This is a genomic window from Stackebrandtia nassauensis DSM 44728, assembly GCF_000024545.1.
GTDB classification, from domain to species: domain Bacteria; phylum Actinomycetota; class Actinomycetes; order Mycobacteriales; family Micromonosporaceae; genus Stackebrandtia; species Stackebrandtia nassauensis.
This window is the reverse complement of record NC_013947.1, coordinates 3620860-3641782: the sequence shown is the minus strand read 5'-3', so window position 1 is coordinate 3641782 and position 20923 is coordinate 3620860. Positions and strand designations below refer to the sequence as shown.

The 20923-nt window shown below is 67.3% G+C and carries 24 protein-coding genes and 1 pseudogene; 15 read left to right on the top strand and 10 right to left on the bottom strand.

Translation table 11 applies throughout. From position 1 onward, the window contains the following. Complete coding sequence (locus tag SNAS_RS16970; protein ID WP_013018677.1) at positions 1–249, bottom strand: SHOCT domain-containing protein; 249 nt, start codon at positions 247–249, stop codon at positions 1–3. Between the two features lie 182 nt (positions 250–431). On the opposite strand from SNAS_RS16970, the gene SNAS_RS16965 reads away from it, so the two are divergent. The 4 genes from SNAS_RS16965 (at position 432) to SNAS_RS16950 (ending at position 4691) form a co-directional block, all read left to right on the top strand. Further along, positions 432–1271, top strand: coding sequence for a universal stress protein (locus SNAS_RS16965; protein WP_041624984.1), 840 nt, complete (start codon positions 432–434; stop codon positions 1269–1271). Positions 1272–1276: 5 nt separating this feature from the next. After that, positions 1277–2323, top strand: a complete 1047-nt coding sequence (locus SNAS_RS16960) for a hypothetical protein (RefSeq protein ID WP_013018675.1) — start codon at positions 1277–1279, stop codon at positions 2321–2323. A gap of 29 nt (positions 2324–2352) precedes the next feature. Then, on the top strand, positions 2353–3312 hold the full coding sequence (locus tag SNAS_RS16955) for a glycoside hydrolase family 130 protein (protein ID WP_013018674.1): 960 nt from the start codon (positions 2353–2355) through the stop codon (positions 3310–3312). 128 nt (positions 3313–3440) lie between these two features. Then, positions 3441–4691: a glycosyltransferase gene (locus tag SNAS_RS16950; RefSeq protein WP_013018673.1), complete on the top strand. Its 1251-nt coding sequence runs from the start codon at positions 3441–3443 to the stop codon at positions 4689–4691. Here the strand turns inward: SNAS_RS16950 and SNAS_RS16945 are convergent. After that, positions 4672–5694 carry a glycoside hydrolase family 130 protein gene (locus tag SNAS_RS16945; protein ID WP_013018672.1) on the bottom strand — a complete coding sequence of 341 codons (1023 nt, stop codon included), beginning with the start codon at positions 5692–5694 and terminating at the stop codon, positions 4672–4674. The two genes, SNAS_RS16950 and SNAS_RS16945, sit on opposite strands and share 20 nt — an antisense overlap. Positions 5695–5943: 249 nt before the next feature. On the opposite strand from SNAS_RS16945, the gene SNAS_RS16940 reads away from it, so the two are divergent. From SNAS_RS16940 to SNAS_RS16920, 5 genes are all read left to right on the top strand, one after another. Then, entirely contained in the window at positions 5944–6492 is a 549-nt protein-coding gene (locus tag SNAS_RS16940) for a DoxX family membrane protein (protein ID WP_013018671.1), read from the top strand. A 66-nt stretch (positions 6493–6558) separates the two neighbouring features. Beyond that, positions 6559–6954: an Hsp20/alpha crystallin family protein gene (locus SNAS_RS16935; RefSeq protein WP_013018670.1), complete on the top strand. Its 396-nt coding sequence runs from the start codon at positions 6559–6561 to the stop codon at positions 6952–6954. A 127-nt stretch (positions 6955–7081) separates the two neighbouring features. Continuing rightward, the gene (locus tag SNAS_RS16930) at positions 7082–7564 is read left to right on the top strand and encodes a Crp/Fnr family transcriptional regulator (RefSeq protein ID WP_013018669.1); all 483 of its coding nucleotides are present in this window, start codon (positions 7082–7084) and stop codon (positions 7562–7564) included. Between the two features lie 93 nt (positions 7565–7657). Continuing rightward, positions 7658–8527: a universal stress protein gene (locus tag SNAS_RS16925; RefSeq protein WP_013018668.1), complete on the top strand. Its 870-nt coding sequence runs from the start codon at positions 7658–7660 to the stop codon at positions 8525–8527. 2 nt (positions 8528–8529) lie between these two features. Next, a complete protein-coding gene (locus tag SNAS_RS16920; RefSeq protein ID WP_013018667.1) occupies positions 8530–9105 on the top strand; it encodes a hydrogenase maturation protease in 576 nt (191 codons plus the stop codon). On the opposite strand, the gene SNAS_RS16915 is transcribed toward SNAS_RS16920, so the two are convergent. Genes SNAS_RS16915 through SNAS_RS16905 form a run of 3 tightly spaced genes read right to left on the bottom strand, consistent with a single transcriptional unit; the run spans position 9102 to position 11050 of the window. Further along, entirely contained in the window at positions 9102–9602 is a 501-nt protein-coding gene (locus SNAS_RS16915; RefSeq protein WP_013018666.1) for a hypothetical protein, read from the bottom strand. The genes SNAS_RS16920 and SNAS_RS16915 overlap by 4 nt on opposite strands. A gap of 39 nt (positions 9603–9641) precedes the next feature. Beyond that, positions 9642–10751 (bottom strand): ACR3 family arsenite efflux transporter, encoded by a 1110-nt coding sequence (arsB, locus tag SNAS_RS16910; protein ID WP_013018665.1) that lies wholly within the window; start codon positions 10749–10751, stop codon positions 9642–9644. Beyond that, the gene (locus SNAS_RS16905; protein WP_083787138.1) at positions 10742–11050 is read right to left on the bottom strand and encodes an ArsR/SmtB family transcription factor; all 309 of its coding nucleotides are present in this window, start codon (positions 11048–11050) and stop codon (positions 10742–10744) included. The genes arsB and SNAS_RS16905 overlap by 10 nt, the downstream gene beginning before the upstream one ends. A gap of 125 nt (positions 11051–11175) precedes the next feature. On the opposite strand from SNAS_RS16905, the gene SNAS_RS16900 reads away from it, so the two are divergent. The 3 genes and pseudogenes from SNAS_RS16900 to SNAS_RS16890 all read left to right on the top strand — a co-directional run. After that, positions 11176–11862 carry an arsenate reductase/protein-tyrosine-phosphatase family protein gene (locus SNAS_RS16900; protein ID WP_013018663.1) on the top strand — a complete coding sequence of 229 codons (687 nt, stop codon included), beginning with the start codon at positions 11176–11178 and terminating at the stop codon, positions 11860–11862. Between the two features lie 12 nt (positions 11863–11874). Next, on the top strand, positions 11875–12471 hold the full coding sequence (locus tag SNAS_RS32890) for a hypothetical protein (RefSeq protein WP_013018662.1): 597 nt from the start codon (positions 11875–11877) through the stop codon (positions 12469–12471). A gap of 12 nt (positions 12472–12483) precedes the next feature. After that, positions 12484–12981: pseudogene (locus SNAS_RS16890) on the top strand (arsenate reductase ArsC); the annotation flags it as partial. A gap of 12 nt (positions 12982–12993) precedes the next feature. On the opposite strand, the gene SNAS_RS16885 reads toward SNAS_RS16890, so the two are convergent. Then, positions 12994–13341: an ArsR/SmtB family transcription factor gene (locus SNAS_RS16885; protein ID WP_013018660.1), complete on the bottom strand. Its 348-nt coding sequence runs from the start codon at positions 13339–13341 to the stop codon at positions 12994–12996. Between the two features lie 62 nt (positions 13342–13403). On the opposite strand from SNAS_RS16885, the gene SNAS_RS16880 reads away from it, so the two are divergent. Further along, complete coding sequence (locus SNAS_RS16880) at positions 13404–14492, top strand: flavin-containing monooxygenase (protein WP_013018659.1); 1089 nt, start codon at positions 13404–13406, stop codon at positions 14490–14492. Between the two features lie 81 nt (positions 14493–14573). Here SNAS_RS16880 and SNAS_RS16875 read toward each other — a convergent pair whose 3' ends face one another. The 4 genes from SNAS_RS16875 to SNAS_RS16860 form a co-directional block, all read right to left on the bottom strand. Then, positions 14574–15299, bottom strand: a complete 726-nt coding sequence (locus SNAS_RS16875; protein WP_013018658.1) for a methyltransferase domain-containing protein — start codon at positions 15297–15299, stop codon at positions 14574–14576. Positions 15300–15308: 9 nt separating this feature from the next. Next, complete coding sequence (locus SNAS_RS16870; RefSeq protein ID WP_013018657.1) at positions 15309–15641, bottom strand: ArsR/SmtB family transcription factor; 333 nt, start codon at positions 15639–15641, stop codon at positions 15309–15311. Between the two features lie 320 nt (positions 15642–15961). Continuing rightward, on the bottom strand, positions 15962–17128 hold the full coding sequence (locus tag SNAS_RS16865) for an FAD-dependent oxidoreductase (RefSeq protein WP_013018656.1): 1167 nt from the start codon (positions 17126–17128) through the stop codon (positions 15962–15964). Between the two features lie 14 nt (positions 17129–17142). Beyond that, the gene (locus tag SNAS_RS16860; RefSeq protein WP_013018655.1) at positions 17143–17622 is read right to left on the bottom strand and encodes an SAM-dependent methyltransferase; all 480 of its coding nucleotides are present in this window, start codon (positions 17620–17622) and stop codon (positions 17143–17145) included. A 109-nt stretch (positions 17623–17731) separates the two neighbouring features. On the opposite strand from SNAS_RS16860, the gene SNAS_RS16855 reads away from it, so the two are divergent. Both SNAS_RS16855 and SNAS_RS16850 read left to right on the top strand, forming a co-directional pair. Continuing rightward, a complete protein-coding gene (locus SNAS_RS16855; RefSeq protein ID WP_013018654.1) occupies positions 17732–20461 on the top strand; it encodes an ATP-binding protein in 2730 nt (909 codons plus the stop codon). Between the two features lie 26 nt (positions 20462–20487). After that, positions 20488–20919: a GNAT family N-acetyltransferase gene (locus SNAS_RS16850; protein ID WP_013018653.1), complete on the top strand. Its 432-nt coding sequence runs from the start codon at positions 20488–20490 to the stop codon at positions 20917–20919. Positions 20920–20923 lie beyond the last annotated feature (4 nt).

Genomic DNA, 20923 nt, shown 5'->3' with positions numbered 1-20923 from the left:
TCACGACCTCGCGTGGCCACGCAACACGTCCAGACGTTCGCGGTACTCGGCCTCGTCGATCTCGCCCTTGGCGAACCGCTCCGCAAGCACCCGCTCGGGGTGCGTGACTCCGCCGCCGTGCGACACGTAATGGCGCACCGCGCGCACGGCCAGCCAGATCGCGCCCACCAGCAGCGCCCACACCACCAGATGGTTGAGGGTCATGAACACCCAGGCGGCCGGGCCCATGTCGTTGTCCCAGTACATCATCGCTTCTTCCTTCGCGTCTAGTGCGTCCTACCGCCAGGATCGGTGAACGGACAGCGACCAGGAAAGGGCCGTGCGGGCTGCGGCGACGGGCCACATCGCGTCCACCGCGGCGACCAAAGGTCCCGGCGCCGGGGGTCGCTTTTACTCTGCTGCGAACCCCGGTCACCTAGCACGCTGGCACCGTGTCGCATGTCGAGTCCCCACCGGTGGTCGTCGGCGTCGACGGCTCGCCCGAGAGTGTCGAGGCCGTTGACATCGCCGCCGTCGAGGCCGAGGTGTACCAGACGAACCTGCGGATCGTCCACGTTCGAACACCATCCGAGACCGCGACCGTGATTCGGTCGCGGCCGAGGGATGGGGAACGTCCCCGCGACGGCACACGTGTCCTCGCCGAAGCCCGGCGACGAGTCGAGGATCGTCACCCCGGCATGACGGTCGAGGAACATCTCGCTGACGGCGACGCCGCGACGATCCTGATCGAGGAGTCGGCGCACGCCCGACTTCTCGTCGTCGGGGCACGAGGACTCGGCGGTTTCACGGGACTGCTGTTGGGATCCACCGCGGTGCGGGTCGCCACACTGGCGACCTGCCCGGTCATGGTGGTCAGAGGCGGGACACATCGATCGGGCCCCGTGGTGGTGGGCTTGGACGACCCGGCCACATCGGCGGCGGTATCGGCGTTCGCGTCGCGTGAAGCGGAACGGCGACGGGTCGCGTTGCACGCCCTGCACATCGACAACCGGGGGCCGAGTATGGAGGAACATTCCACATCGGACATCGATGTGGCGGATCGACTGTCCGCGTGGTCGCGGAGGTGGTGCGACGAGTTCCCCGATGTGGAGGTGAGCGTGACGGTGGTGTCCGGCGTCGAGCCCGCCGACGCACTCACCGAAGCCTCCCGGTCGGCCGGTGTGGTCGTCATCGGGTCCCGCTGCCGCTTCGGCTCGAAAATGCTGGGCTCCACCGCCTACGCCTTGGTACATCGCTGTGACTGTCCATTGGTGCTGGTCAACGACAGGTGATTCACATGAGTTTCGACGAGGACGGTGTGGCCGTGGCGCCCATGCTGCGACTGGATCACCTGCGACGATTGACCGACGAGCGGGGGATCATCCAGTTCGCCCGCTTCGACAAACCCGATCGGGGCTCCGGCTACTGTGTCGACGACGTGTCCCGGTTGGCGATCGTCGCCGCCCGGTTCCTGCGGCTCGGCTGGGCCACCGAGACCGTCGGCACCTGGATCGCCACGAGTATCGACTTCCTGGAGCGATCCTTCGGCGAGACCGCGGGCCTGTTGCGCAATGTCGCCGACAGCGACGGGGAGTGGACCGACGAACCGCACGCCGGTGATCACGTCGGACGAGCATTGTGGGCGCTCGGCGAGCTGTACGCCGCACCGGTTTCCGGCACGGTTCGGCACCGAGCGGCGGCCTTGCGCGGCCGGCTGCGCCCCGGCGTACACCAGCTGTCGTTGCGGGCGACCGCGTACGCCGCCCTGGGTTTGTGTGAATCCGGGCCGCTGTGCGCCACCGCGTACTACCTCGACGCGAGACTGCGACGGTCGGTGGCGCCGAACTGGTACTGGTTCGAGCCGATGCTGGCCTACGACAACGCCCGGCTGCCGCAGGCACTGCTGGCGGCGGCCGGGCGGTTGCGCGAACCCGGGATGACACACCGGGCGCTGTCGGCACTGGACTGGTACTGCCGACAGGTCCACATCGACACTGGACCGCTGCGTTGCGTCGGCAACACCTGGCGGCGGCGCGACACCGCCAGGCTCGGCCATGAGGGCGACGAACAGCCGATCGACGCGGCCGCGCTCGTCGAATGCCTGGTGGACGCGTACGTCCACACCTCCTCGCCCCGGTACGCCCGGTTGGCGCTGAGGTGTTTCGGCTGGTTCCTGGGCGACAACGCCCACGGTTTGAGTCTGTACGATGCGTCCACCGGAGGATGCCGAGACGGGGTGGGGCGACACGGCGTCAACGAGAACCAGGGTGCGGAGTCCACTCTGGCGTACTATCAGGCATTGTCGCGGTTGGTGGAAGCCAGATTGGTGACGCTGTCACACTAGACCCGTACCTCGCCTCACGAAGGACCACAATGGTGCAGTCCGAGTCCTGTCTCTTCCGTCGTCATGCCGAGGGGCCGGTGCTGACCGCGTCCGACTGGCCGTATCCCATCAACACCGTGTTCAACCCCGGCGCCACCAGTCACGAGCAGGAGACCGTCCTGTTGTGCCGGGTGGAGGACCGTCAGGGTGTCTCGCATCTGACGGTCGCGCGCAGCCGAAACGGTCGAACCGACTGGAGCATCGACCCCCAGCCGCTCATCGACGCCGACCCGGACGACCCGGCGTCGTGCTGGGGGGCCGAGGATCCCCGGGTGACCAGGTTGGAGGAGCTGGGCTGCTGGGCCATCACCTACACCGTCTACGGCCCCGCCGGTCCCGCCGTCGCGCTGGCCCTGACCGAGGATTTCCGCACTCTGACCCCCAAAGGCGTGATCCTGCCGCCGGAGAACAAGAACGCCTCGCTGTTCCCCCGTCGGGTGGACGGAGATTTCGTGTTGCTGCACCGTCCGGTCTCCGCGGCCTCCGACACCGCCGACATCTGGCTGTCGCGTTCATCCAGTTTGGATTCATGGACGATCGCCGAGCCGGTGCTGCGTTCCCGGCGCGGCCCCGCCTGGGACGCGGTCCGCATCGGCGCCGGACCGCCGCCCATCGCCACCTCGCGAGGTTGGCTGCTCGTCTATCACGGTGTCAAGGCCGGAGCCGGAACCCAGGTCTACCGGGCCGGACTGGCACTGCTGGATCTGGAGCGGCCCGAACGCGTACTGCGCCGCTCGACGCAATGGGTGCTGAGCCCGAGTACCCGGTACGAACGACAGGGCGACGTTCCCAACGTGGTGTTCCCGACCGGCATGGTCCACCGCCTCGACACCGGCGATCTGGACCTCTACTACGGCGCCGCCGACACCAGCATCGGCCTGGCCACCGCCAAACTTGACGAAGTGCTGGACTTCTTGTGGGACTGCGAACCCGTCGACAATGGGTTGTAAGGACGTGCGAAACGAGGCAGTACGGCACTGTCTGTGACCCCACGACGTCAGCGATAGTCCCCTTGGCGGCCGGAAGCGTACCGCGACGCACACCGGTGCCGACTTCCATTGACCGACAGGGGTTTTCCATGCCCAACACCAGGGGCCGTTCCCGGCGAGAACTGAACATCCACATCGTGTCCACCTATCCGCCCCGACGATGCGGGTTGGCCAACTTCACCACCGATCTGCGCGACGCCCTGCTGGGGCTCGACCAGGACATCGACGTCCGTGTCTGCGCGATGGACACCGACGGGCTGACCTATCCCGACGAGGTCACCGCGACGATCTCCGCCGACGCACCGGCGACATACCGCGCCGCGGCCCGCCGGATGCGGGACCAGGGCGCCGACATCGTGCTCATCGAGCACGAATACGGGATCTTCGGCGGGACGGCCGGAGCCCACGTTCTGGAACTGAGCGCCGAGCTCACCAGACTCGGACTGCCCTATATGGTCACTCCGCACACGATGTTGTCCTGTCCCACCCGGGCCCAGGCGACGGTGCTGCACCGCCTGTGCCGCGACGCCGCCCTCATCACGATGCTGACCCCCACCGGAGTGAACCTGGGGGTGGACGCCGGATTGGCCCAACCGTCGAAACTGGTGGTCATCCCGCACGGTGCGCCCCCGATCCTTCGCACGTCGATCGAGGAGTCGCGGCTGGGACCGGATCTGGCACGGATCCTGGCGAAGTCCCGAACCGGGCCACTGCTGTCCACGTTCGGGCTCCTGGGCCCGGGCAAGTCCCTCGAGACCGCGATCGACGGCCTGGCCACCGTCGTGGAGAGGCTTCCCGACGTTCGCTACGTCATCGCCGGTGCCACCCATCCCGGGGAACTGGCCGCCCACGGCACCGCGTACCTGTCGCGACTGCGGGACCTGGCCTGCCGCATGGGGTTGGAGGACAACGTCGACTTCGTCGACCGGTACCTGTCCCCGGCCGAACTGTCGGCGCTGCTGGCCAACACCGACGTGTACCTGACCCCGTATCGCAGCCAGGAACAGATCTCCTCGGGAACACTGACCTTCGCCGTCGCGGCCGGCTGCCCGACGGTGTCCACCGACTACCACTACGCCCGGGACCTGTTGTCCAGCGGAGCGGGCAGACTGGTGTCCGGAGACGACCCCGCCGGGTTCGGGGCCGCCGTGACCGAACTGCTGACCGATCCCGTCGCCCTGTCGTGCACGCGAGTCGTGGCCCGGCGTGTCGGCAACCGTCTGATGTGGCCGAGGGTGGCCGAGACACTCGTGGAGCGGATCCGTTCGTGTGGCGGGGATCGGAACGGGACGCTGTCAACCGTTGGTGTTGGCGACCACGTCAGCCGACTGGTTGGTTGAGCAGGTAGGTGAGAACCTCGTCCAGGTCCGCTGTGGCCAGACAGACACCCGAATCCGCGACACCGTAGTACAGCCGCAGCGCCCTGGACTCGACATCGATCACGGCCCCGCTGGGCGTCACCGAACGGGTTGGCGACCTGCCCGTCTCATAGGGTTCGGACGCCTCGAGGACCCATTCGTCGCCGCGATGCGTCACCCGCGTCGGGTCATCGCGGTCCAGCAGCGCCATACCGACGCGGCGCACGGTGCGATCGTCGACGCGTTTGTCGCCGGAGTAGACGGTCAGCCAGCCATGGTCGGTCTCGATGGGCGGCGGCCCCACACCGACACCGGCCGAGTCCCACCACGGGGTCGGCCTCGCGGGCAAAACCGGCCTGGAGCCGTGCCACCGCAACAGGTCCGGTGACCGTGACGACCACACGTCGGCACGCAGCGACATTGGCGACATCGGCCGGTGCAGGAGAACGAATTCACCGTCGGCGCGGCGCGGCAGCAGCACACCGCTCTGGTCGTCGGGGGGCGCGGCGACACCGAGCGGCACCACGTCCTTGAAATCCGAGGTAAACGCCAGGGCGACACCGGTCCCGCTGTGTCCGAAGGCGGTGAACGCGATGACCCAGCCGTTCAGTTCGGGCACCCAGGTCAGTCGTCCGTCCCGGACCCCCGACCAGTGCCGGGAGCCGCAGCTGCGGGGCTCGATCAACGGCTGGGACTCGATGCTCCAGTCACCGACTCCGTCACGGCTGCGCGCGATGTTCAGCGTCGTCATACCTCGTCGATCCTCGACCCCGCACAGCAACACGATGCCGTGGCCGTCATGGGCGGCACCGGGGTTGCCGATCGTGGCCACCGGAGTCGGCCAGTCGGCCGCCGTCAGCACGGGATTGCCGGGATGCCGGGTGAACGACGGCAGAGCCGTGGCCCCCCATGGTTTGTCGAAGGGTTCGCGGAGTTGGCAACCCTCACGGTCGCCGAAGATCGCGTCGGGCGGTGTGCGGGACATGACAGACTCCTCGCCTGGCTATTTCCACTGTGTCTGAATACGTGTCGGTTCCTGTCCCCACCAGTGTGTTTCGCGTTTGGCTTCGACGTTAGTTGAGGCGAAAGACCCCCGATAGGGACGATTGGTCCCTTTGTCGGTAGGGGAGGTCGGGCGTGCCGACTGAAGACCGGCGCCCCTACGCGCACGACCCGCGTTTGCGGTGTGCTGGTGGTGTCATTCACGCATCGCTTGCGCGAGAGGAGAAAAGCGATGACGACGCATCAACGCCCGAGACATGAGGTGCCCGTTGACGAATCCGTGCCCGACCCCTCGACTCACCATGGTCGTCGGGTGTGGGCGGTCGCCCGTATCGGTGTCGGGTGGATCTTCCTGTGGGCGTTCCTCGACAAGACCTTCGGACTCGGCTACGCCACCCCACCCGACCACTCCTGGCTCAACGGCGGCCGCCCCACCCAGGGCTTCCTGGCCAACTCCGCCTCCGGACCGTTCAAGGGCTTCTACACCTCCATCGCCGGAGCCGCGTGGGCCGACTGGCTGTTCATGCTCGGCCTGGCCGGAATCGGCATCGCCATGATCCTGGGCATCGGCATGCGCATCGCCGCCATCGCCGCGGCCATCCAACTGGTGCTGATGTGGAGCGTGGCCCTGCCACCGGCCAACAACCCCCTCATCGACGACCACATCATCATGGCCATCCTCGTCATCGGCCTGGCCTACGCCAACGCCGGAGACACCTGGGGATTCGGCAAACCATGGTCGCGCACCGGCCTCGTCCAATCCTGGCCGGTCCTGCGTTGACGCCAACCACACAAAACCGAGAGCACCCGCTCGAATCACCACCGCGCACAGGAAGGAAGAAAACCCATGACCTCGCTGACTCCACGAATCTTCGGCGATCTCGCTGACTTTTTCGGGATGAGCCCCGGGTCGCACCACACGCCCCCAATCCGCATCGCGATCCAGCAGAGCGACCAGGAATACCGGGTCCGCGCCGAATTGCCGGGAATGGATCCCAACAAGGACATCCACGTCTCGGTTGACCACGACGTCCTGAGCCTGCGGGCCGAACGCCAATCCGGGACCCACGACGAGACCCACTCCGAATTCCGGTATGGATCGATGTATCGCGCCGTCCGGCTTCCGGGCAACGCCGACACCGACAACATCAAAGCCGAATACGTCCGGGGAGTCCTCGACATCACGGTGCCCCTGAAAGCGGGCTCCGACACCAGCGTGGTGATACCGGTCAAGGGCTCGTAGAAGCCTGTCCGACTACCCGAGAACTCCACCAGGAGTCGATGTGGACACCGAGGCGGGACGGTACCGGCCATGACGACGCGGCCACCGTCCCGCCGCAACCACCGAAATAGAACTCACAGGAGGACCGATGGAAACCGCCTACGACCTGCTGCGCGGCCACCCGTTCACCGGTGACCTGCCAAAAGAGCAGCTGACACGACTGTCCATGTGCGCTCACCGCGCCATGTTCCACAGTGGCGCCCGCATCTTCCGGGAAAACACTCCCGCCGACCGGTTCTGGCTGATCCGCCAGGGACACGTCGTGCTCGACTATGAGTCCCCAGGAAAGAGAACCCAGGAAATCGAAACGCTGGAACCCGGCAGCGTACTGGGATGGTCGTGGATGGCACCACCGTTCACCTGGCACTTCGGCGCCGTAGCCGAAGACGATGTCTTCGCGGTGGAGTTCAACGCCGCCGAGGTGCGGCGCCTATGTACCGCCGATCCCGAACTCGGTTACGAACTGGCCCGCCGCTTCGCCCAAGTTGTCGCCGACCGGCTCCAGGCGACCCGGCGGCGCCTGATCGAAGCGACCGGCGAATCCACGCGAACCCCGCCGGGACCGTCATGAGGTCGGATGTCCCTTGGCTGGGGCCGAAAGTCCCGTCTACCGAGGGCGCACCGACACCCTGTGTTCCGCCGGTCACATGAGGAGGCTGAAAGGATGAACACGACGAAAGTCAATCCCGTTGTCGTCGGTGTCGACGGTTCCATCGCCGGTTCACGCACCGTCCGATTCGCCGCCGGTGAGGCACTGCTGCGAGGCCTGCCGCTTCGGGTCGTGCACGCGCGAACCTGGTCGGCCTACTACGGCGATCCCGCCTCGGGAGGCATCTACACCGCCCCGCTGCCACCCGACGCGGAAAACCGGCGCATCGTCGACGAAGCCGTCACGATGGCTCGCCGCGCGCATCCCGACCTGAGGGTTTCGGGCGAAGTCATCGACGGCAGCGCCGCCGTCGCGCTCGTCGACGAGTCCGAACACGCCGCCCTGATCACGGTGGGAGCCAGAGGCCGCGGCGGCGTCCTGGAGCTGATGCTGGGGTCAGTTGCCGTGGATGTGGTGACCCGCGCCCGCTGCCCGGTCATGCTGGTACGGGGTGAGGAGGACATCGTCAGCACGGTGGTGGTCGGCGTCGACGGCACCCCGATCTCACGGGAGGCCCTCGGTTTCGCGTTCGCCGAGGCGGCGGCGCGTCAGGTGCCACTGCACGCCGTTCACGCGTGGTCCGCCGCGCCGAACGACGCGACAGCGGAAGAAGACGATCGACAACGCACCGAACGTCTACTGGAGAGCTGGATGAGCCAGTGGCAGGACACGTACCCGACGGTGGAGACCACGGCCCTCCCAATCCAGTCCACCGACGTCACCACCACCTTGGTCGACGCGTCCGCGAAGGCCTCGCTGCTCGTGGTCGGCTCCCGGATGCGCGGAGAACTACGCGCCCGGCTACTGGGATCCACGGCTTTCGCCCTGGCCCACACCAGCAAATGTCCGCTGGCGATTGTTCGCGCTTCCGGGCAACATCACTGAACATGATCGTCGTCATCGGTATCGGCAACCCCTACCGTCGCGACGACGGCGTCGGGTACGAGGTCATCCACCGGCTCGAAACGACCGGAATCACGGCACGACTGGCCACAAGCGACGGCGAACCCACCGATCTGATCGACCTGTGGGACGGTGCCGAACTGGCGGTGGTGGTCGACGCCGTACGAAGCGGCACCGCCCGACCCGGCACGATCCATGAACTGACCACCCTCCCTCCGAGCCATGGCACGGGAACCGCCAGTTCCCACGCCATCGATATCGGCGACACCTTCGAACTGGCACGGGTGCTGGACCGGTTGCCACAGCGACTCGTCATCCTCGCCGTCGAAGCCGCCGACCTGAGCCAGGGCGTAGGGATCAGCGCCGATGTCGCCGAGGCCATCCCGGCCGTGATTGACCGTGTGACCACGCTGGCAGCCAGCAGATTATCGGCGTGCCACGTTTGGCGGCTCCGTCACGGTCGATCAGTGAGGCATTGGGGCGGGGCCAGTGCCGCATCGAGTTATCTGAGAAGCGTGCCCGCCCTTGCGCCTGGCGTGGCAAGGGGTCTGGCCGGTTAGGTGGTCCCGCCCTCGGGTGACCGTCGTAGCGGACGCCGATTGTTGGGGTGGATGCGGTGACGTGCCAACGCCCACAACAGCAACGGGAGTCCGACCAGTGCGGGCAGGAACCAGAACATCAGTGGCGGCAGCAGGTTCCACAGGGGCAAGCGTGGACCGTTGTCTACATAGAATGCTGTGAGCATGAGGATGTACGACGTCCCCATGGCGGCCAGATGATGGCGAAGCCATCCTCGCCACCTCATGCGGCGTGCTGCGAAGCCGATCCCGGCAGTGGCCAAGGCCGCGGTTCCCAGGAGCAACAGGTAAGCGGTGTGCGGTCGAAAAGTGACGAGCCCGATCGCTGTCACCACCAGGCCCACGAGCGCGGTCAGGTAGGTGCGTCCCAGCCAGGGGTGGCGAACGGGTTGTTTGCGCACCACCATCGCCGCCGCTCCGCAGCCCACGGCGAGCAGTCCGGCCGAGATATGAACACCGATCAACAGGTTGAGCACCATCGACGCACCTCTGCTCCCAATAGTGCTCTTGTGGCGGGGCTACCTGGTCGCTTGGCGGCTGGAGAGTTGTTTCGCGGTGAAGAATCGTCTGGCCCATAGGCTGACGTAGACGAGGGCGACGAGGACGGGTACTTCGATGAGGGGGCCGACGACTCCGGCCAGGGCTTGTCCGGAGGTGACGCCGAAGGTCGCGATGGCCACGGCGATGGCTAGTTCGAAGTTGTTTCCGGCAGCGGTGAACGCCAGGGTGGTGGTGCGTTCGTATCCCATGCCGATGGTCTTGCCCAGTGCGAAGGATCCGGCCCACATGAGGGCGAAGTAGACCAGCAGTGGGAGGGCGATGCGGGCGACGTCGAGGGGTTGGCCGATGATGGCGTCGCCTTGGAGGGCGAACAGGATGACGATGGTGAACAGTAGGCCGTACAACGCGATCGGCCCGATTTTGGGCAGGAACCGGTCTTCGTACCAGGTGCGGCCTTTGGCGCGCTCGCCCAGTTTGCGGGTGAGGAATCCGGCGGCCAGGGGGATGCCCAGGAAGAGGAGCACGTTGACCACGATCGTCCACACTGATACGTCCAGTCCGGATTGTGTCAGGCCGAGCCAGCCGGGCAGCAGGTCGAGGTAGAACCAGCCGAGTAGGCCGAAGGCGAGCACCTGGAATACCGAGTTGAGTGCCACCAGGACGGCGGCGGCTTCGCGGTCGCCGCAGGCCAGGTCGTTCCAGATGATGACCATGGCGATGCAGCGGGCGAGCCCGACGATGATGAGGCCGGTGCGGTATTCGGGCAGGTCGGGCAGGAAGGTCCAGGCGAGCGCGAACATGATGGCCGGGCCGAGGAGCCAATTCAGCACCAGCGAGGAGGCCAGCAGTCGCCGGTCGGAGGTGACGGTGTCGAGGCGGTCGTAGCGCACTTTGGCCAGCACCGGGTACATCATGATCAACAGGCCCAGTGCGATCGGTACCGAGATGCCGCCGATCGACATGGCGTCCAGGGCCGGGCCGAATGCGGGGATGGTGCGCCCCAGCAGCAGGCCCGCGACCATGGCCAGGCCGATCCACACCGGCAACAGTTTGTCCAGCATGGATAGTTTGACGGGGGAGCGGGATCCTGTCTCGGCGGTGGCTTCGGGTGCGGTCGTCACGGGCATTCCCTTCGATCGTTGGCGGAGCGTCGGGCGGATTGGACTAGTGCGGTAAGGCCGTGGGCGGTGGTTTCGAGTGCGTCGGGGAGCAGGCGGTAATAGGTGTAGCGACCGTGGGGCTCGCTGGCGACCAGTCCGGCTTCCTTGAGGACTTTCAGGTGATGTGAAACGGCGGGCTGTTTGGCGCCGGTGTCGGTGACGAGGTGGCAGGTGCAGGCGGGGCCCTGGGCGAGCAGTTCGACGATGTGGCGGCGCAGCGGGTCGCTCAGCAGCCGGATCACATCAACGTGGATTGATGACATCAACACGCATTGATTAGACATGATGGTTCGGCGTGGCCGTCAAGGCGACGAGGGCAGGTGTGGCCGAGCTCACTGCGCTGCGTAGTGGGACTTGACAAGAGGGAGTTTGCTCAGCCATTGTTGACTCAATGTTGATTGAGTCAGATTCCGTCGAGCGTCGGGCGCGTGTGCACGCGGCGTTGGGTGAGCCTGTGCGGTTGCGCATCGTGGACGCCTTGACGTTGGGAGACGTTTCTCCGCAGGAGCTTGAGCGCCTGGTGGGGATGCCGTCGAACCTGCTGGCGCATCATCTGAAGACGCTCGTCGACGCCGGGGTGGTCACGCGTTCGCGGTCCGAGGCCGATCGGCGTCGGACCTACCTGCGGCTGGTTCCTGAAGCAGTGGCAGGGCTCCAGGTATCACCGCGCGTTGTGGCTTCGCGGGTGGTGTTCGTGTGCACCCGCAACACCGCGCGGTCCCAGCTGGCGGAGGCGCTGTGGCGACAGCACAGTCAGGTTCCGGCCGCCAGTGCCGGGACCGATCCGGCCGCACGAGTGCATCCGAAGGCGGTAGCCGTGGCGCGGCGGCACGGGCTGCGGCTACCGCCCAGCGGGACAGCTCACGTATCCGATGTGGTGGTTGAGGGCGATCTGGTGATCGCCGTGTGCGACAACGCTCACGAATCAATGGCCGTTGAGGCTGCACGGTGGCATTGGTCAGTGCCCGATCCGGTGCCGGTGGGTACCGATGAGGCTTTCGAATCGGCCTTCGCCGACATCGACCGGCGCATCGACCGCTTGGCGCCGATGCTGACTGTCGCAACGGGGATGTCGTGAACAGGACTAACCATGGACGCCGCACCATCCCCCAAGCCTCACTGGGAGCAGTTCGCACGTCTGTCGCCCACCGACGGTATGGGCATCATCTGGGACAGTGTCCTCGACGGGGCGCACCGTGACGCGGCGATCCGCGCCCACCCGGTACTGGCCGCCGTCGCCCGCGCCTGTCACGACGTCTCCAGTGACCTCGGCCGGACACGGCTGATGGCCTTCGCCGCCGATCTGGCCGACTCGGCCAGCGGCGACGCCAGCGTTGACGAGCAGGCCGATCCGGTCATCGTCACCGTGGTCCTGGAGGTGGCGCGTCGCCATGCCGCCACCGCGCGACTGCGCCGTCGCGTCAAGCGCTACCTGTGGCTTGCCCGACACCGTCAGTCCACACTCGCCTCGCGCCGTGCCAAGCCGAGGAGGTTGTCGCGATGGACACGTCACGCTGCGGCGGTGGTGTGGCGCCACGGCATCGCTCGACACGCCCTGGAGGCCGCGAACACCGCGATCATCAACCTTCCCGAGCCGCTGCGCGACCGAGCCGCCAAGCGCATGCTCGTGACCGCGCTGTCAGCTTGGTACCGATACCTGGCTCGACGGCAGGAGACCGCGCCATGACACGGAGGCGCGGCCAGAGTCCACACTCACCTGCCGCTGTTGACCATTCGGGTCACGGGGGAGTTCTTGTCCACTATCTGCACGATGAAGGGAAACCACATGTCCGGCAAACCGGAGGTCCTGTTCGTTTGCGTCCACAATGCTGGACGATCCCAGATGGCCGCCGCCATCTTGGATCATCTCGCCGCCGGACGTGTCGCGGTGCGCTCGGCCGGTTCGGCCCCTGCCGAGTCGATCAATCCCGCCGTGGTGGAGGCGTTGGCCGAGATCGGCCTGGACGTCAGCAAGGAGTTCCCCAAGAAGCTGTCGGACGAGGCGGTGAGAGCCTCCGATGTGGTCATCACGATGGGGTGCGGCGACGCCTGCCCGGTGTATCCGGGGAAGCGGTACCTGAACTGGGAACTGGACGACCCGGCCGGGCAGCCGGTGGAGAAGGTGCGCGCCGTCCGCGACGACATCCACGTACGGGTGCGCAAGCTGCTGGCCGAACTCGACGTCCCCGCCGCCTGAGTCCCCGCGCGGCTACGTCGTGTCCTCAGCTGTCGCATCCGGCGGCGCCGCGCAGTCGGGTGGACAGCAGGCCAGCAGGTAGTCACGCAGGTCGTCGAGACTCTTGAGGAACCCCGCCGGGTTGGCGCGGTAGTAGACGGTCTTCCAGTCGCGGCGCGAGGTCAGGATTCCCGCGTCGCGCAGGGTGGCCAGGTGGGTGGAGGCGGCCGACTGCGCGAGCTCCAGCCGCTTGGCCACGTCCCCGACGGTCAGTTCGCTGCCGCCGTCGAAGGCGAACATGATCTGCTGCCTAGTCGAGCTGGCCAGGGCCTTCAAGAACGCCTGGGCCTCGGGGCTGAGCGATGTCGCGGCTGTCGTCACCTGTCTAGCATGCCTCCTTCGATCGCGACACTCATCATATTGTCATTTCTTGATATTACGATATGATAGCTCGGGTGAACACTGATACCCCTCCCGTTGTCATCGTCGGAGCCGGACAGTCCGGTCTGGCCGCCGCCCGCGCCGTTCGTGACGCCGGGCTACGCCCGCTCATCCTCGAAGCCGGTGACCGAGCCGCGGGCTCATGGCCGCACTACTACGACAGTCTCAAGGCTTTTTCGCCCAACCGGTTCAACAACCTCGCCGACATCGACTTCGGCGGTGAACCCGACGACTACCCCACTCGCGACGACGTCGCCTCCTACCTGGAGCGGTTCGCCGCCGGTCTCGATGTGGAGATCCGCACCCGGACCCGGGTCACCGACGTGTCCGTCGCATCCGGACGCTACCTGGTCACCACGGCCGACGGCGGCACCGTGGAAGCCTCCGGTCTGGTGGCGGCCACCGGCTCGTTCGCCAACCCGCACATCCCCGAACTCCATGGGACCGAACGCTTCGCAGGAAGGCTGCTGCACGTCGCCGACTACCGTGAACCCAGCCCCTACAAGGGACAGCGCGTTGTCGTGGTCGGCGCGGGCGACTCCGCCGTCCAAGTCGCCGTCGAACTGGCTCACGTCGCGACGGTGACCCTGGCCAGCCACCACATGCCGCAGCTCGTCCCGCAACTGGTGAACGGCCGCGACGTCCACTACCTGCTCACCGACCGTTTCGACGACCTGCCACCCGCGTGGCTGGCACGCCTGCTGACCGGCAAGCTGGTCATGGACACCGGCGGCTACGCCGACGCCTTCGACTCACGACTGCTTGATCGCCGGGACATGTTCACCGGTCTCACCGATCACGGGGTGGTGTGGCGCGACGGCAATAGCGAGCCCGTCGACGCGATCATCCTGGCCACCGGATACCGGCCCAGCCTGGGCTACCTGAAATCCCTGGGCGCCTTGGACGAGAACGGTATGCCGCTGCACTCTCAAGGCGTGTCACTGACCCATCCGGGCCTGGTCTTTCTCGGCGTCGAATACCAGCGCAACTTCGCCTCCAACACCCTGCGCGGGGTCGCCGCCGACGCCGCGCACGTCACTCCGGCCCTGGCCGCCTTCGCATCAGGCGCTCATCTGCCGTTCGTGGCATAACCACGGGGCCGGGCTGCGGTCAGTCGCAGCGATGCGGGTCGCGGTGCGGGTGGGCTCGCAAGGGTGCACCCGCGTGGCGAACTAGCCGGGCTTTGCCGCCTGAACGATCGCCGAGTGAACACCAGCCCCGTGATCGGCGGTGAGGGTGATCGCCACGTCCGCGAATCCGATGGCGGACAACATGTCCCGATACTCGATCGTGGTCAGCGTGCCAGCCGAACAACCGATCCGCTCCTCGATACGTTCCCGTTCCAGCGGGTCGGCCTCACCGGCAGCGACCACGTCGCTGATACCGAACCGGCCCAGCGGTTTGAGCACCCGAAACGCCTCGGTGAGCGTCGCGGACTTGTCGCTGGACAAGCACAACACGCAGTTGGAGATCACGACATCCACACTGCCGTCCGGCAGTGGGATGTTCTCGATATCACCCTGCAGGAACTCCACATTGTCCACACCGGCCTCGGCGGCGTAGCGACGAGCAAGCGCGACCATGTCGGCGCTGGCATCCAGCCCATAGGCGCTGCCGCCCGGCAACACCCGACGCGCCGACAGCAGCACGTCGATCCCGCCGCCCGATCCCAGGTCCAAGACGACGTCACCGGGCCGCAGATTCGCCACCGCCACCGGATCACCGCAACCCAGACTCGCGCGAGCGGCGCCCTCGGGAAGGTCGTCGAGGGTCACGTACCCGCCAGCGCCGAACTTCCCGTCGGCGAAAGCCCGAGGTTCGCAGTCGCTGACCGTCGCGCCGTCGAGCGCGCTACGGGCCAGAGACGAGTACTTGTCGACGATGTTCTTGTGGGACATGGAAACTCCTTAGCAGATTCGAGGGGGAGCCGGACGCCCCATGACGACATCGGCGGCGGACGGAAACGCCGTCACACACGACTCGTTGATCCGATACAACGTGGACGCCCCACTGGGCTGAGCCAACACGAAACCCACCTCGGCCAGGATCTTCAGATGGTGCGACACCGTCGACTGCCCGACACCCACCGCTTCCACGATCGCACCGACCTTCATCGGTTCACGCCGCTTGGCCAGCAGGGACACGATCTGAATGCGAGTGCCGTCCGACAACGCCCTGAACCAACCGGCGAACTCATCGGCCTCGGCCTTGCCCAACGGCGCGACATCATCTTCTTTCATCGATCATCGACGATAATAGATGATTACTACTCCTGTCAACCGGAACGGCCCGCCGGTCGTCGATTCGAACCTGAGAAGGCCGGAGTCCCCGCTCCACGAAAGAGAAGGAACCGGGACTCCGGGTACCCGCACTCGGAGGGGAGTAGTTGTTCGAGAGCGTCAACGAGACCACCCCCTTTGGAAGGATCGGTTACTAATCTCCGTCCAGGACCAACCAACCCCACCGAACCGAGCACCACGCCGCGTCATCCATCGACGCCGTGCGCGAACGTCATGTGAAAGTGCGCCCCTCGTGTGTGAGGTGAGCCCTCGCAGGGGGTCTAGTGGCGGTCGGTGGTGGCCAGTTCGGAGAGGTTCATCGCGAGGGTGTGGTGGACGCCGGGGAGGAAGTCGAGGGCTCGTAGGGCGGAGTTGCGGAGGCCGCGGAGGGGGCCGTTGCCCAGGGTGGCGATGCGGGTCATGCGGTGGGTGAAGGCCACGACGTCGGCCGCGACGGGGCGGCGTTCGGATTCGTAGGCGTCGAGGGTGTGGGAGGGGGCGGCGTCGCGGAGGACGGCGGTGAGTTTTTCGGCGAGGTTGATCGCGTCTTGGATGCCGGTGTTCATGCCTTGGCCACCGGCGGGGCTGTGGACGTGGGCGGCGTCTCCGGCCAGGAGGATGCGGTCGGCGCGGTAGTGGTCGGCCAGGCGGTGGTGGACGCGGAAACGGGAGCTCCAGACGACGTCTTTGATGGTTGCGGGGTGGGCTTTGGGGCCTCGGGTGTCCAGGAGGGATTGGACGTCGTGGGTGTCGGGGTGTTCGGGTGCCGGGTCGAGGGTGGCGACGATGCGGTGGCGGCCGTCGGGGAGGGGTGCCACGACCATGACTCCGGCGGGGTCGAAGAAGAGGTAGACGTGGTCGTCGGGTTCGGACCAGGTCATGTGGACGTCGGCCAGGATGAAGGAGGCGGCGTAGGTGTCGCCGGTGAAGGGGATGCCGCTGTGTTCGCGCACTGTGGAGTGCATGCCGTCGCAGCCGATCAGGTAACGGGCGCGGATCTGGTGGCCGTCGGTGAGGGTGGCGGTGACGTGGTCGGGGCGGGTGGTGATGTCGGTGACTTCGTGAGGGCGGTGGACTTCGCCGCCGACCGTGTGGAGTCGGGTCAGGAGGAGTTCTTCGGTGATGTTCTGCGGGACCATGAGCGTGTAGGGGAAGGGGGTCGGCAGTTTGTCGAAGCCGACGCTCAGCAGGGCTCGGTCGCGGTCGCGGACTTCGAAGTGGGGGACGATGACTCCGCGTGAGACCAGGTCGTCGCTGATGTTGATGTCGCGCAGTACTTCTAGGGTGCGAGCGTGGACGACGGCGGCTCGGGAGGTGTTGGCGCCGTCGGTGAGCTTGTCGACCAGGGTGGCCTGGACGCCGTTTTGGGCCAGGGCGGTGGCCAGCGTGAGTCCGACGGGGCCCGCGCCGACGATGAGGACGTCGGTTTCGGTTGGCAGGGTGGGCATGGGGTGCTCCGGTTTCAGTAGTAGTGGCGCATGAGGTCGGTGGCCCAGGCGGGCTGGGTGACTTCGCCTTGGGGACCGAACTCGGTCATGTAGGGCTTGAGGTCGAGGACGGGGGTGCCGTCGATGGCGTCCAGGCCGCGGACGTGGACGTCCAGGCCGTTGACGGACAGGAGCTGACAGCGGGAGACGCCGAGCAGGTTGGGGCGGTCGCGGCCGCGTTGGGCGAAGATGCCGACCAGGGGCCAGTCGGGGTTGCCGCGCGGGTGGCGGGCGCCGGTGTTGACGCGGTCGGGGGAGGTGCGGTGGAATCGGAAGATCACTTCTACGTGTGAGAACGCGTCTAGTCCGGCTAGGGCTTCGGGGGCGAACTGGGTGGCGTCGAAGCGGATGGTGGCCGTCTCGGTGTTCCAGTCGTCGTCGTTGGGGTCGGCGCGGCCGCCGATGACGTGCGCGACGGGGCGTGTGGTGATCACGTCCGGTGTGGTCGATTCCATGACCTCGACGTTAGGCCGCGTCAGGGGCGGGTGAATCTGTCACGGCTACCGGAATGTGACCATCGACGCGGGTCAGGGCGGGTGTGGCTTAGGTAGGGTCGGCGGCGTCATGATCGGTCGGAAAACAGAGCTCAATCGGTTGCGGCGGCTGGCCGCCGAGTCGCGGGACGGCCGTGGCAACGCGATCGTGGTGCGTGGTGGTCCCGGGATCGGTAAGTCGGCGTTGCTGGACGAGTTGGCGGGGGCGGTGACCGATGTTCGGGTGTTGCGGGTGACCGGGTTGGAGACCGAGGCGGAGTTGCCGTTCGCGGCGCTGCACCTGTTGTTGCGGCCGGTGTCCGGGTTGGTGGGGGAGCTGCCGGATCCGCAGCGGGATGCCTTGCGCGCGGCGTTCGGGCAGGGCGGTGGGGTGGACGCGGACCGGTTCCTGGTGGGCCTGGCGGTCTTGACGTTGTTGGCGGACCTGGCCGAGGAGCGGCCGGTGTTGTGCCTTGTGGATGACGCGCAGTGGCTGGATCGGGCCAGTGCGGACGCTTTGGTGTTCGCGGCACGGCGGTTGGACGCCGATCGGATCACCATGGTGCTGGCGGTGCGCGACGATGCGGAGAACGCGGCGTTGGCCGGGCTGACGGAGTTGCGGCTGGACGGGTTGGACGAGGCGCAAAGCCACGCTCTGTTGTCGCAAGTGGCCGATGACCTGGTGGCTGAGGTTCGGGAACGGCTGGTGGTCGAGGCGCAGGGCAATCCGTTGGCGCTCATCGAGTTCACTCGGGCGTTGAGCCCGGAGCAGCGGGCGGGACGGTTGGATCCGTTGCCGTTGGCCGCTACCGCGACGGTGGGGCGGTTGGAGGAGTCGTTGCGGGCCGCGGTTCGGTCGTTGCCCCAAGCGGCGCGGCAGTTGTTGGTGTTCGCGGCGACCGAGGGGACCGGGAACCTCGGGGTGGTGTTGCGGGCGGCTGCTGGTGCCGATGTCTCGGATCTGGTGCCCGCCGAGCGGGCGCGGTTGGTGCATGTCAGTGAGCATCGGCTGGAGTTTCGGCATCCGTTGGTGAAGGCGGCGGCGTATCGGGAAGCGCCGTTGGCGGAACGCATCGAGGCGCATCGGGCGTTGGCGGCGGTTCTGGACGATGAGGCTGACGCCGATCGTCGGGCTTGGCATTTGTCGGCGGCGGCTTTGGGGCCCGATGAGGAGCTCGGGGAGGTTTTGCGGCTGGCGGGGCAGCGGGCGCGGCGGCGGGGGAGTCACGCTTCGGCGGTTACCGCTTATGAGCGGGCGGCGCAGTTGACCGTGGAGCGGGAGCGGCGTGCCGGGCGGCTCACCGCTGCCGCCGAGTCCGCTGTGGTGGCGGGGCAGTTGCGGAGGGCTCGCGCGGTGATGGAGCGTGCGCGGCGGTTGACCACCGATCCGGCGGCGGTCGCGCGGCTCGCGGTGATTCAGGCGACAGTGGACTCCGAGCTTGGTGGGGTGAGCGCGCCCGCCCGGACGTTGCTCGACGCGGTTCCGGCGATCACCGCCGACGCGCCGAACCAGGCGGCGAACATGCTCGCCCAGGCCGCCAACAGCGCGTGGTTCGCGGGTGATCACGCGTCGCTGCGGGCCAGTGCCGAGTTGTTGACCACACTGGAGCCGAGGCTGGACGCCGCGTTGGTTCCGATCGTGCGCACCGTGTCCGGAATGGAACGGCTCGTGGCGGGCGATGTGAAGACCGGTCTCGATCTGTTGCGGGCGGCGCTCGCGCCGAGTGTGGCGTCGGCGCGGTCGGTCGCGCATGAGGAGGAGTCGGTCGCCGCGACGTTCGCGGTCTTCGCCGCGCTCATGTCCGGGAACACCGACGCCGCATGCGAACTGGCGTCGGCTTGGGTGACTGATTGTCGTCGGCGCGGCCGTATCGGGTCGTTGCCGCACGCGTTGCAGCTGTTGACCCAGGCGCAGTTGCTGAGTGGACGGCACTTGCAGGCCGCGGCGGCCGGGGCCGAGGCGTGGCGGATCGCCGAGGACACCGGGCAGTCGGGGCGGTTGCGGTACCTGGGCGGGATTCTGGCGTGGTTGTCGGCGATCCGTGGCGACGACGCCGAATGCGTGACGCTGGCCGAGCGTGCCGAGGGCGCGGTGCGGGAACGCAATGGTTCCGGTTGGGGCGAGTGCGCGCTGGGGCTGCTCGACCTGGTGCGCGGTCGACCCGCGGCGCTTGTCGAACGTATGGGGCGCATCATGGACGGGCCGCTGCGGCACACCGTCATCGTCACGATCGCCATTCCCGATTTCGTGGAGGCGGCGGTGCGGCTCGGCGAACCGCGACTGGCCGACGGGGCGTTCGCGCGATTCGAGGCGTGGGCGGTGGCGAGCGCGCAGCCGTGGGCTCTGGCGATGGTCGAACGGTGCCGGGCCCTGCTGGAGCCCGACGTCGAAGCCGAGGACCGGTTCCGGGCGGCACTGGCGCATCACGTCCATGGTGGACGCTGTTTCGAGCACGCTCGTACCCGGCTGCTGTACGGGGAGTGGCTGCGCCGACGTCGCCGCCGGGCCGACGCTCGCGAGCAGCTGAGCGCCGCCGCGCATCAGCTCGCGGACCTGGGCGCCATCCCGTGGGCCGAGCGGGCCCGCTCGGAGCTGGCCGCGACCGGCGGCACGCTGGCCCCGCATCAGGACAGTCCTTTGGGTACGTTGACGCGGCGGGAGCTGGACGTGGTCCGGTTGGCCGCGACCGGTGCCACCAATCGACAGATCGCCGCGCAGCTGTTCCTCAGCCCCCGCACCGTCGGGTATCACCTGTACAAGGCCTACCCCAAGCTCGGTGTGACGACCCGCGCGGAACTGGCCGAGCGGGACTTCGGCTGACGGCGCGGCAGCTAGCATTCCGCACCATGATCACGCGCAACGACAACGGATACGAAGTCGACACCGACGTGGATCGTATCGACGTCGATCTGGTCCACCATTGGCTGTCGACCGACACGTTCTGGGCCGAGGGCCGCTCCCGGGACACGGTCGCGCGGTCCATCCGGGCGTCGGAGAACTTCGGGCTGTACGACAGCGGCGGGGCACTCGTCGGCTATGCCCGCGTGGTCACGGATCTGGCGACGTTCGCCTGGCTGTGCGACGTCTACATCGCTCCCGACCATCGCGGGAAGGGCCTGGGCACGTGGCTGGCCGTCGTGATCCGTGACCACCTGGAGCCGTTCAAGCTCAAGCGGGTCCTGCTGTCCACGTTGGATGCCCACGGGGTGTACGCCAAGGTCGGTTTCGTGCCGTTTCCCGATCCGTTCAAGTTGATGATCCTGGACCAGGCGGGATGAGTGG

What these genes read in the sequence shown, in the direction of transcription:
- SNAS_RS16970 (WP_013018677.1), bottom strand. Translation starts at nt 249, where the DNA reads ATGATGTACTGGGACAACGACATGGGCCCGGCCGCCTGGGTGTTCATG.
- SNAS_RS16960 (WP_013018675.1), top strand. Translation starts at nt 1,277, where the DNA reads ATGAGTTTCGACGAGGACGGTGTGGCCGTGGCGCCCATGCTGCGACTG.
- SNAS_RS16955 (WP_013018674.1), top strand. Translation starts at nt 2,353, where the DNA reads ATGGTGCAGTCCGAGTCCTGTCTCTTCCGTCGTCATGCCGAGGGGCCG.
- SNAS_RS16950 (WP_013018673.1), top strand. Translation starts at nt 3,441, where the DNA reads ATGCCCAACACCAGGGGCCGTTCCCGGCGAGAACTGAACATCCACATC.
- SNAS_RS16945 (WP_013018672.1), bottom strand. Translation starts at nt 5,694, where the DNA reads ATGTCCCGCACACCGCCCGACGCGATCTTCGGCGACCGTGAGGGTTGC.
- SNAS_RS16940 (WP_013018671.1), top strand. Translation starts at nt 5,944, where the DNA reads ATGACGACGCATCAACGCCCGAGACATGAGGTGCCCGTTGACGAATCC.
- SNAS_RS16935 (WP_013018670.1), top strand. Translation starts at nt 6,559, where the DNA reads ATGACCTCGCTGACTCCACGAATCTTCGGCGATCTCGCTGACTTTTTC.
- SNAS_RS16930 (WP_013018669.1), top strand. Translation starts at nt 7,082, where the DNA reads ATGGAAACCGCCTACGACCTGCTGCGCGGCCACCCGTTCACCGGTGAC.
- SNAS_RS16925 (WP_013018668.1), top strand. Translation starts at nt 7,658, where the DNA reads ATGAACACGACGAAAGTCAATCCCGTTGTCGTCGGTGTCGACGGTTCC.
- SNAS_RS16920 (WP_013018667.1), top strand. Translation starts at nt 8,530, where the DNA reads ATGATCGTCGTCATCGGTATCGGCAACCCCTACCGTCGCGACGACGGC.
- SNAS_RS16915 (WP_013018666.1), bottom strand. Translation starts at nt 9,602, where the DNA reads ATGGTGCTCAACCTGTTGATCGGTGTTCATATCTCGGCCGGACTGCTC.
- arsB (WP_013018665.1), bottom strand. Translation starts at nt 10,751, where the DNA reads ATGCCCGTGACGACCGCACCCGAAGCCACCGCCGAGACAGGATCCCGC.
- SNAS_RS16900 (WP_013018663.1), top strand. Translation starts at nt 11,176, where the DNA reads ATGTTGATTGAGTCAGATTCCGTCGAGCGTCGGGCGCGTGTGCACGCG.
- SNAS_RS32890 (WP_013018662.1), top strand. Translation starts at nt 11,875, where the DNA reads ATGGACGCCGCACCATCCCCCAAGCCTCACTGGGAGCAGTTCGCACGT.
- SNAS_RS16880 (WP_013018659.1), top strand. Translation starts at nt 13,404, where the DNA reads ATGATAGCTCGGGTGAACACTGATACCCCTCCCGTTGTCATCGTCGGA.
- SNAS_RS16875 (WP_013018658.1), bottom strand. Translation starts at nt 15,299, where the DNA reads ATGTCCCACAAGAACATCGTCGACAAGTACTCGTCTCTGGCCCGTAGC.
- SNAS_RS16870 (WP_013018657.1), bottom strand. Translation starts at nt 15,641, where the DNA reads ATGAAAGAAGATGATGTCGCGCCGTTGGGCAAGGCCGAGGCCGATGAG.
- SNAS_RS16865 (WP_013018656.1), bottom strand. Translation starts at nt 17,128, where the DNA reads ATGCCCACCCTGCCAACCGAAACCGACGTCCTCATCGTCGGCGCGGGC.
- SNAS_RS16860 (WP_013018655.1), bottom strand. Translation starts at nt 17,622, where the DNA reads ATGGAATCGACCACACCGGACGTGATCACCACACGCCCCGTCGCGCAC.
- SNAS_RS16855 (WP_013018654.1), top strand. Translation starts at nt 17,732, where the DNA reads ATGATCGGTCGGAAAACAGAGCTCAATCGGTTGCGGCGGCTGGCCGCC.
- SNAS_RS16850 (WP_013018653.1), top strand. Translation starts at nt 20,488, where the DNA reads ATGATCACGCGCAACGACAACGGATACGAAGTCGACACCGACGTGGAT.